We start from the raw sequence: 10,059 nt of genomic DNA on the forward strand, positions 1-10,059 counted from the left end.
TAATCCTTTTGCGAAAGAGCAACCTCCGCCAGATAAATACATACAGGGGGTTCTTTTTTGAAAAAACAATAAAACAAAGGATAAAATCAGTAAAATGGTGAATGTTAGTGTGCCTAAAATTTATTTAGGACAGGATTGATAAATAATTAATAATAGCTATTCAAAATGAGTTATTTGAATAGTTAAATAGAATAAAATTTGAAGAAATTTAAGCTGATTTTGGAGGTTGAAAAACGGATGGTTTTTCAAATAGCGAAAAAGGTTCTGTGTAAGAAAAGTTAAGAGGTTCTTTAATTGAAAAAGAGGTATAGGTAGAATATATTACTGATTTAAATAAAGTAAAAGATGTGTTTATATGCGAAAACATGTGTTGAGAATCTTTAAAGGGCAAATCCTCATGCTCATCGTGTTGGTTTTGATGAGAAGCCATTTGCTCTCCATAATGTTCAGATAAAAACTCAAAAAAAGTATCGCCATACATTTCTTGATGATAGTTGGCGTGCTGGAGTAAAGCATCGAATTTTGAAATATCTTCCATGTTTATGTTGAAACTTTGAATAAGAATCAAAAAAGAATAAAATATTACAACAAGTTTGCTCATCTTAATAACAATATTACAAAAAATAATACTTCCTATTTGTTTAGGAAATCTTAAAATAAGCTTTTAACTTAATTGAGCCGGAGTGAATCGTTTTATTAGTCTCCGTTTTTCTTCCGAAATAACTCAAATTCAAATCTAAAAATTCAGTCAGTTTTTTTGAGCCAATAAACTCTAGGTGATTTTTTTTCTACTTTCAAGCTTTCCGAAATTTGAATAGCTACAAGCTTGTTTGTATTTACGCCCTAATTATTTGAGAAGGAACTACTTCATTATATATAGCGCTATTTTGACTATTTCCTAAAATAAATAATCTTCATAATGCTCTTGTATTAGAGCTTATTTATGGCCCAACGATGTTTTTTTGTTCATTTTTCCTTATTGAAGAGCAAGAAAGTCGTAATTCAATTGCTTAATTAAAAGAAACTAAAACGAGTTAGAACATTACCATTCGGCAAAACTTCCGTCATTGCGTCTCCAAATAGGGTTAGACCAATCATGTCCTATTTTTTGTGCCTTTCGTAACTCAACTTCATCTATATCTACACCTAAGCCTGGTTTTTTAAACAGTTCTATATATCCATCTTTAATATCAAACAGTTCTGGGTTAGACATGTAGTCTAAAATATCATAACCTTGGTTATAATGTATACCTATGCTACTTTCTTGAATGATTGCGTTTGCAGAAACAAAGTCTACATGCAAGCAAGATGCTAATGCAATTGGACCAAGAGGACAGTGAGGAGCTAGAGTAATATCATAAGCTTCTGCCATAATAGCAATGCGTCTTACTTCTGAAATACCACCTGCATGACTTACATCTGGTTGAATAATATCTACAACACCTTTGTTTAATATACCCTTGAAATCCCATCTTGAAAACATGCGTTCTCCTGTAGCTATGGGGATACTAGTGTACCCGTATATGTGTTTTAAAGCATCACTGTTTTCTGCTAAAACAGGCTCTTCAATAAACATGGGTTCATAAGGGGCCAATTCGTCTATCAATCGCTTTACCATTGGTTTATGAACTCTACCATGAAAGTCTAAAGCTATATCTAAATCGTAGCCAAACTCTTCTCTTAATAGTTTAATATTATTAGCGATAGCTTTAAGGTCTTTTATAGAAGACACCCAATCCATGGCTCCAGTGGCATTCATTTTTACTGCCTTGTAACCAGCTTTCATTTTTTCATGGGCTTGTTCTAAGACGACCTCTGGGTGATCTCCACCAATCCAACAATACATTTTCATTTTATTACGAACAGCACCTCCTAACAGTTCATAAACAGGTACATTTAAGTATTTACCTTTTATATCCCATAAAGCTTGGTCAATTCCTGAGATAGCGCTCATTATAATAGCGCCTCCTCTATAAAATCCACCACGGTATAAAACCTGCCATATATCTTCTATCTCATTAGCGTTACGACCAAGTATAAGTTTCCCTAATTCTTTTACACATGCAGCTACTGAATCACCTTTGCCTTCAACAACAGGCTCACCCCAACCGATGATACCTGACTGAGTAGTTATCTTAAGAAATAACCACCGTGGTGGCACTTTGAATAATTCTATGTTAACAATTTTTAAATCGTTCATATATTTTTTTAAGGTTTAAAACTTTCATTTTTAACAACATGGAGCACTGAGTGTGTCACTGGAAACATTTAAAGCTGTTTATATTAAATATGAAGTGCGAATTTATCTACGAGCACCTATATTCTATAATTATTGATTATTTTACTCAAAAGAATTTATATTAATGGTTGCAAAGGGGTTTTTATATCCTCTCGAAATATTACTTCTTTTAAAGTCAGTATAAAAATTTTAAAATTTGTTTTAAATGATATGCTATTAATACTCTTATGCCTATAAATATAATTTTAATTCAGATTAAATTAAAATATTGACAAGCAAATTTACATTTTCAGAATTCAAAATTAATTTTTTTTCAGATAAACTTTTAATAATATTAAAAACTGTAATATTTATTAATGTTATAATTAGTAAATGTGTTTTGTTAAAGCAATAGTTTAAAGCAAATAAAGGTAATTATTTAAAAATAGGCCTTAAGCTGTATAGATCCTGAGTGAATTGTTTTACTAGTTTCTGTTTTTCGTCCGAAGTAACTCAGGTTCAAATCTAAAAATTTAGTCAATTTTTTTTGAGCTAATAAACTCCAAGTAAAGTTTTTTCCTGGTTGTAAACCTTCCAGAATTTGGTATGCAACAGGTGTATTTGGATTTCCTTTATAATTATTAGAGAAGTAATTAAACTCACCATTTATGGCGCTTTGTTGACTACTAGCTAAAGTAAATGACATGCCGTAGTTATGTTGTTTTAAAGATTCCATATCGCCAACAGTATTGTTTTTACTTGCGTATTGATAAAACACATCAAAACTAGAGTTATCATTAAATAAATAAGAAAGTTTCGGGTTGAATCTAGATTCATCAAAATTGAAGTTTTTACTAGCAAAATTCTCACTAATACTTTCATTATTATCAAAAGCTGTAAGCATGTTAACTAACCAATTTTCAGATAGTTTATGATTAAAATTAAGTTGATGACTTTTTAAACTATTTTCAATAAACCCAACAGATAGTAAATTTCTAGTTATATTATCTAAAAATGTATAAGAGGTTGTATAATGCTGTTTTCCTCTATTAAAAAACAATACATTTCTAAAATTTAATTGTAAACCCAATTGGTCTTCTTCATTATTGTTAAAGGGGTTTAAATTAAAAGTACTACCCACTCGTTTTATCTTTCTATCTATTAAATAACTAGTCTGATTGTAAAAATGCGACCAGAATTTTTTGGATTTATTTTCTGAAATTGACCATTGTGAAGGATTGAATGTTAATGTTTGACTTAGTCTGTTTTGATGCGTTTTTATAAATACCCGATTTGGTAAAAGCACACGTATAAAGCGCCCTTGATCTTGGAACGGTGCAATTTCAAATTCCTCAAGTTCCTGAATTCCGTTTTCATTGTAATCATTCCATGTGTAAGTACCTTGTCCTGCTTCAACTTCTACATAAGTAAAATCTTGTTGTGGCAATCGTCCAGAGTTTGTTTCAAAAATGGTATTCCATTGCACAATTTGATTAAAAAGCTTTTGATTAAACTGTAGCCTAGAGTTTATTGAATTTTCATCTTCAATAGTATTATCTGTGTTTTTTAAAGTTCTGTAATTCGCATACAAGGAAAGATTTGTGTTTTTATTTTGAATAATTCTAGAATTTAAATAAAACGTATTTGATGTGTTTACTTTCTGTAACTGGTTGTCTCTAATACTATCATTTACTCGATGTTTATAACCTATTTCAGTGAAAATTTTAGTGCTATCTCCAACACCAAAAAACACTTCGTACGATTTAAATCTCTGGCTTAAAGCAGTGAGTTCTTGGCTAGAAATGTTACGTTGTTCATTATCTTCAATTGCTATTCTTGTGCCAACCCAACTTCTTTTCATGCTATAAGTAACACGGTTATAAGATCTCAAAAAGGTTGATGTGTTTATATTAGATTCCGCATTTAAAAAACTAGAGAATGAAGACATACTTAATTTATTTAAAAACAAATTTGCATTGGCTATATGTCGGTTTCCATTAAAACCATCAGAAAAATTTAAGTGTTCAAATTGATAATTTACAACTCCTTTTTTTTGATGAAATAATTTGAAACCAGAATTAAGGAGTATTTGATTTCCTAAATTAAGTCCAATCCCATTCGTGTTGCTAAGGTCTAAATTCCAATCTCGGTTAAATTCTGGATTATACAAGCCTTCTATATTTCGATAATCAGAGCTTATAAAATCGCTATCCAAATAAACATCCATATTCCAAAGACTATCTTTTTTTATCAGCGTTTGATTGATGTTTATTTTTCCAGCAAACCCATCGTTATTATCGTCATCAATATTTGAAAATGAATTTAAATCATTTTTACTCCCAGAAGCTTCAAAATTAATATTCGTTTTTTCAGAAGGTTTATAGCTTCCATTCAAAACAGCTATTTGCAATTTGGTAGGCGCAACAAGTTGAACAACTGGTGCAAAATTACCTTGATTAATACCTACAAACTCATAGATATTATTAATAGCATTAATATTACTCAGCGTATAATCACCTTCGTTTTCTCCAACTAATGTAAACGTTACGCGATACAATTCGTCATCAGGATTATTAGAAAACACAAAAGTTTCAACACCACTAACAAGTTCTTTCTTGTATAGAATTCTATTATCGTTTAGTTCTTCTCGAATTTCAGACGGAGCAACCATTTGCGATCTATCATCACCTGCATTTGCAAGAATTTCAACCTGTTCTTCAGATAAATTTTGCTGTAAAGGTTGATTTTTAGCATCGTTTTCAGAATATACTGAAACACCAATACTAAATTTAGCGCTCGTATAATTTCCACCACCATAAGCTACAAATCTAGAGTAATTTCGATCGCTAAATTGATAATCAACAGTAATTCGCATTTCTGAAGTGATAGGAAATGTAGCATTGAAAATGATTTCACCGGCATTATAATCAATAATATAATCTTGATCTTCGCCACGTTTTACAGGAATACCATTTACATAAACGGTTTCACTTCCAGAAACAATAAGCACAAATAATTCGCCATTTGGTCCTTGAAGTTTATAAGGCCCTTGATTACCTTCTTGTGCTATAAATTGACTAGTTGTAAATTGCCCACGAACAATAGCACCTGCAGCAAATAAATTGGTTTGCGTATCAGATTCACCCAATTTTAAATTTAAATTTAATCCTTGTACACGTTTAGAAAAACTGGCAAAATAAGATTCGGTATTTAATAAATCAATATCTCCAGCACGAACATTCCAGCGGTCACTAAACAATTCGATAAATACTTGGTCAAATTCATCTAAACGTTGGCTGTAGCCACTTTCTTGTAACGGGATATTAGCATCTTGAATCGATGCTCTTAATGAAACTTTATCATTTAGTTTACCGGTAATTTGAAGGTCTAATTCGCTATTTAAAACCGAATTTTGATTATTTCCAACTGTAACACCACGCGAAATACTTCCTGAAGTTGTTAAACCATCAAAAGGAATAAAATTTCTATCGGTATTAGATTGAGTTAGTTTGTATAAGGTTTGACTATTACTACTGTTTTCAACAATAATATTATTATCTAGTTGCTTGTAGGTTTTCGTTAAAAACTCTGGGAACTTTAAATAGTTTATAATTATAGAATCGGTTTCTATAGTTTTTTTAAAGGTTAAAATAGCTTTAGCAAAATCAACTGAATAATAAGTAGAATCGATAAGCGTTTTGTCCTTTCTTTTAATGGAAAAGAAATGGGGATTAATACTCACACTATCAATTTGAATAGAATCCTTTACTGCAACTTTTTTTGTTTTATAGTTCGAGTTTTGACTTTGCGAAAACCCGCAAAAACAAATTAAAACCATAAGAATGCATGTAAAAAACTTCATCAGATACTTAAACTGTAAATCGTTTAAAATATTTTGTTAATAGCTTCGTTAAAACTCCTGCTACAAATAATGGTGTAAAAGTAATGCATTATTTATTTTAGCTGAAATTCGATTTGTTTTCTATTGAAAACAAATCGATCCTGACAAACATCATGACCTTTTCAAACTTTAAGTAAAAATTAATGAAAATTATATCCTATAACGTAAACGGCATTCGAGCAGCAATCAATAAAGATTTTATTGGTTGGTTAACAGCTGCAAATCCAGATGTTGTTTGTTTGCAAGAAATCAAGGCGATGAAAGAGCAATTAGATTTAAGTCTTTTTGAAGAAGCTGGCTATAAATATAATTACTGGTATAGTGCTCAAAAAAAAGGCTATAGCGGTGTGGCTATTTTAAGTAAAACAGAGCCTAATCATATTGAATATGGAACAGGTATTGAATCGATGGATTTTGAAGGGCGTAATATTCGTACCGATTTTGATGGTGTTTCAGTTATGAGTTTGTATTTGCCATCAGGAACAAATGATGCCAGATTAAACCATAAGTTAGAATATATGGATTTATTTCAAGAGTATATTAATAATCTTAAAAAAGATATTCCAAATCTTGTTATTTGTGGCGATTACAATATTTGTCATGAAGAAATGGACATTCATAATCCTAAAATGAAAGGCGTTTCAGGATTTTTGCCTGTAGAGCGCGAGTGGTTAGGTAGTTTCATTGGCAGCGGATTTATTGATTCTTTTAGGTTTATAAACCCAGAATTACAACAATATAGTTGGTGGAGTTACCGTGCTAATTCGCGTGCTAATAACAAAGGATGGCGATTAGACTACGCCATGGTTTCAAAACCATTACAAGAAAACATAAAAAGAGCCGTTATATTGTCTGAAGCAGTACATAGCGACCATTGTCCTATTCTAGTAGAACTAGAAAATTAACAACAAATGAATCCAAACAAAATGATTAAAAAAAGTCTATTTACAGTATTTACGCTAGTAGTTTTAGCCTCTTGCGTATCGCCAAAAGTGTATAAGGAACTTGAAGCAAAATATGCCGATTTAAAAAAGGAAAACAGAACCCTGTCTACAAATAACGAAGCACTTTTAAGTGCTAAAACAGCGGCCGAAAACGAATTAAAACAATTGCAATCAGCCTATGATGAAGCCGTTGCGCAACGTGATAAATTGCAAGCCGAATATAATGCAGCAAAATCAAATTTAGACAACTTAAAGGCGTCTTATAATGCTTTAGAGAAAAACAGTTCGGCAGCCATTGCAGCTAATTCTCAAAAAAATAGAGAATTATTAGCGCAGCTAGAAGCCAAAGAACAAGCCTTAGCAGCAGAAAATGCAAGACTAGCAAAACTTAAAAAAGAGTTAGAAGATCGTTCAAATCGTGTGGCAGAACTGGAGCAAGTTATCGCCTCAAAAGATGCGGCTATGACAGCGCTTAAAAACGCCATTTCAAAAGCCTTAACAGATTTTGAAGGTAAAGGTTTAACCGTAGAGCAGCGCGACGGAAAAGTGTATGTATCTATGGAAAATAAGTTGTTATTTAGCTCAGGAAGTTGGGCCGTTGGTTCAGAAGGTACTAGAGCGGTTAAGCAACTGGGTAATGTACTTGGCGACAATCCAGATATTGCCGTTTTAATAGAAGGTCACACCGATAATGTACCTTATAAAGGTAACGGTATCTTAACCAGTAACTGGGATTTATCAACTAAACGCGCAACAGCAATTGTAAATATTTTAAGAGAGAATAGCAATATAAACCCTGAAAATTTAACCGCTGCAGGACGTGGCGAATTTGCGCCAATATCCTCAAACGTGTCACCAGAAGGTAAAGCTAAAAACAGACGTATAGAAGTCATTTTAACACCTAAGTTAGATGAACTTTCAAAGTTGTTAAGCGAGTAGTTTTCGCGTTTTGCCACAAGGGTCGCGCTTTACGTTCATAGTTTTGGTTCGATGCGCGCCTCGGCAAAATCTAATAATTTACGCTGAGTGCAGTAGAAGGAGTACAATCACTAACGCATAAAAAAACCTTTAAAAGCTATTAAAACTTTTAAAGGTTTTTTTATTGGGATTAACATAGATTTAGGTTTTTCAATTCAAAAAAGGTTTATAGGTTTTTTATATTTACGAATTAATATTTTTTGTGAATTATAGTTGTTCCTCGAGGAACCTTTAGGGGGGGTATTTACAACTAAAATGAATAAAAGATTTCTGTAATAACAAATATTAAATAGTCAAGTTTTAATTAAAAAAAATTACCGCCTTCGCGGAAATGAAAAAAGATAAATTGATGAAATACACAAAAATTCCAAATACCGACATAAAAGTTAGTAAAATATGCCTTGGTTCTATGACCTGGGGAAATCAAAATACCGAAGCCGAAGGGCATAGTCAAATGGATTATGCCATAGATCAAGGTGTTAATTTTATTGATACAGCCGAATTATATCCTGTGCCAGCCACTGCAGAAATGAGTGGAAGAACTAGTAAAATCATAGGAACGTGGTTAAAAAAAACAGGTAATAGAGATAAAGTTGTTTTGGCATCAAAAATTGCAGGAGGTGGCGATTATACAGCACATATCCGTACCACAGGATTTAGCTCTAACGCTATAAAAGAAGCCATCGATTTAGAGCTAGAAAGATTACAAACTGATTATATTGATTTATTTCAATTGCATTGGCCAGAGCGCGATACGAATAGGTTTGGGGTTAGAAATTATAAATTAGATACCAAATGGGAAGATAATTTTAAAGAAGTTCTTCACAGTTTAGAAACTGAAATTAAAGCAGGTAGAATTAGGAATATCGGTATATCCAATGAAAACTCCTGGGGAACCATGCGTTACTTAGAAGAATCTAAACAACATAATTTGCCAAGAGTAGCAACCATACAAAATGCGTACTCAATGCTTACTAGAACTTTTGAAACCGATTTAGCAGAAGTGGCGTTAAGAGAAAATGTTGGCTTGTTAGCTTACTCGCCAATGGCATTTGGTGTATTGTCTGGTAAATACATAAAAGGAAATGCTAGTGATGAAGCTCGCTTAAAATTATTTCCAAGATTTGCTAGATATAGTAGTGAGCAATCAACTGAAGCAGCAAAACGTTATTTAAAAATAGCAGAAGACAATAATATGACTTTGGCTCAAATGAGTTTAGCTTTTGTTAATCAACAACCTTTTGTAACTAGCACAATTATTGGTGCTACAAAACTTGAGCAACTCAAAGAAAATATTGGAAGTATTGGAGTTACTTTAAGTGATGAGGTGTTGACACAGATTAACGAGGTGCATAATGTAATTCCTAATCCAGCGACATAATTTCGTAAAAAGGTTATCCCAGAAAAGCACTAAAAGCCTTTTACCCAGATTAAAGCAGCTTCTTCAGTTGAAAAAACTTTGAATTTATATTTTTCATTGTTTGCTATAGCCTCATACAGTGTGCTTATAGCGGCTGTTGCAGGGCTATTAATAAGAATAGCAAATATAACAATGTCGTAACTTTTTAAAGATTCAGTTTTTGCATCATTGAAGGATTTTAAATCTCTAAAGGAAAATTTAAAGGAGGAGTCTCTAGCGTCTATTATACCCTTTAATTTTCGAGGATAAGTTGTATTGTTCTTAAACGCTATTATGTAATCTAAAATATCTTTTGCGTAAATATCTGCTTTAAATTTTGTTTTGAGAAGATCTAGGTGCTCATTAAAGGTAAGGGTTATCATTTCTATTTTTTCTGGTACTAGAGGGTTGGTTCATAATTCAAATTTAAAGCTTATTATTAATTTTAGTGTAAGTAATTTTTTAATATCCGTAATACATCACAATTAAAAATTTATTCATAAATTAGCTAAAAATTCCACCATATGAATATCTTCAGTTTTACAGCAAATTTTGATAGTGAAGCTTCTTGTATCGCTCACTTTAAAGCACATCGTGATAAACTAGGCGTAGTTTGTAA

General features: G+C 31.9%; 7 protein-coding genes and 1 pseudogene. 4 read left to right on the forward strand and 4 right to left on the reverse strand.

Annotated elements, in window-relative coordinates; all coding sequences use genetic code 11:
• Positions 1–208: 208 nt before the first annotated feature.
• The 3 genes from P8K68_RS07250 to P8K68_RS07260 form a co-directional block, all read right to left on the reverse strand.
• Entirely contained in the window at positions 209–538 is a 330-nt protein-coding gene (locus tag P8K68_RS07250; protein WP_300249028.1) for a hypothetical protein, read from the reverse strand.
• Between the two features lie 504 nt (positions 539–1,042).
• Positions 1,043–2,200 carry a galactonate dehydratase gene (dgoD, locus tag P8K68_RS07255; protein WP_300249029.1) on the reverse strand — a complete coding sequence of 386 codons (1,158 nt, stop codon included), beginning with the start codon at positions 2,198–2,200 and terminating at the stop codon, positions 1,043–1,045.
• A gap of 457 nt (positions 2,201–2,657) precedes the next feature.
• On the reverse strand, positions 2,658–6,080 hold the full coding sequence (locus P8K68_RS07260) for a hypothetical protein (protein ID WP_300249030.1): 3,423 nt from the start codon (positions 6,078–6,080) through the stop codon (positions 2,658–2,660).
• A 182-nt stretch (positions 6,081–6,262) separates the two neighbouring features.
• Here P8K68_RS07260 and P8K68_RS07265 point away from each other — a divergent pair, with 182 nt between their 5' ends.
• The 3 genes from P8K68_RS07265 (at position 6,263) to P8K68_RS07275 (ending at position 9,422) form a co-directional block, all read left to right on the forward strand.
• Positions 6,263–7,024, forward strand: coding sequence for an exodeoxyribonuclease III (locus P8K68_RS07265; protein WP_300249031.1), 762 nt, complete (start codon positions 6,263–6,265; stop codon positions 7,022–7,024).
• Between the two features lie 21 nt (positions 7,025–7,045).
• Positions 7,046–8,002 (forward strand): OmpA family protein, encoded by a 957-nt coding sequence (locus P8K68_RS07270; RefSeq protein ID WP_300249034.1) that lies wholly within the window; start codon positions 7,046–7,048, stop codon positions 8,000–8,002.
• Positions 8,003–8,390: 388 nt separating this feature from the next.
• Positions 8,391–9,422 carry an aldo/keto reductase gene (locus tag P8K68_RS07275; protein ID WP_300249032.1) on the forward strand — a complete coding sequence of 344 codons (1,032 nt, stop codon included), beginning with the start codon at positions 8,391–8,393 and terminating at the stop codon, positions 9,420–9,422.
• A gap of 29 nt (positions 9,423–9,451) precedes the next feature.
• Here the strand turns inward: P8K68_RS07275 and P8K68_RS07280 are convergent, their stop codons facing one another.
• Positions 9,452–9,823 carry a hypothetical protein gene (locus tag P8K68_RS07280; RefSeq protein WP_300249033.1) on the reverse strand — a complete coding sequence of 124 codons (372 nt, stop codon included), beginning with the start codon at positions 9,821–9,823 and terminating at the stop codon, positions 9,452–9,454.
• A gap of 141 nt (positions 9,824–9,964) precedes the next feature.
• Here P8K68_RS07280 and P8K68_RS07285 point away from each other — a divergent pair.
• A pseudogene (locus P8K68_RS07285) lies at positions 9,965–10,059 on the forward strand (IS1595 family transposase); the annotation flags it as partial.

This window comes from Algibacter sp. (assembly GCF_029245835.1).
Classification (GTDB): Bacteria; Bacteroidota; Bacteroidia; order Flavobacteriales; family Flavobacteriaceae; genus Algibacter_B.

Excerpts from the sequence above, each read along its gene's own strand:
- P8K68_RS07250 (WP_300249028.1), bottom strand. The coding sequence starts at position 538 with ATGGAAGATATTTCAAAATTCGATGCTTTACTCCAGCACGCCAACTAT.
- dgoD (WP_300249029.1), bottom strand. The coding sequence starts at position 2,200 with ATGAACGATTTAAAAATTGTTAACATAGAATTATTCAAAGTGCCACCA.
- P8K68_RS07260 (WP_300249030.1), bottom strand. The coding sequence starts at position 6,080 with ATGAAGTTTTTTACATGCATTCTTATGGTTTTAATTTGTTTTTGCGGG.
- P8K68_RS07265 (WP_300249031.1), top strand. The coding sequence starts at position 6,263 with ATGAAAATTATATCCTATAACGTAAACGGCATTCGAGCAGCAATCAAT.
- P8K68_RS07270 (WP_300249034.1), top strand. The coding sequence starts at position 7,046 with ATGATTAAAAAAAGTCTATTTACAGTATTTACGCTAGTAGTTTTAGCC.
- P8K68_RS07275 (WP_300249032.1), top strand. The coding sequence starts at position 8,391 with ATGAAATACACAAAAATTCCAAATACCGACATAAAAGTTAGTAAAATA.
- P8K68_RS07280 (WP_300249033.1), bottom strand. The coding sequence starts at position 9,823 with ATGATAACCCTTACCTTTAATGAGCACCTAGATCTTCTCAAAACAAAA.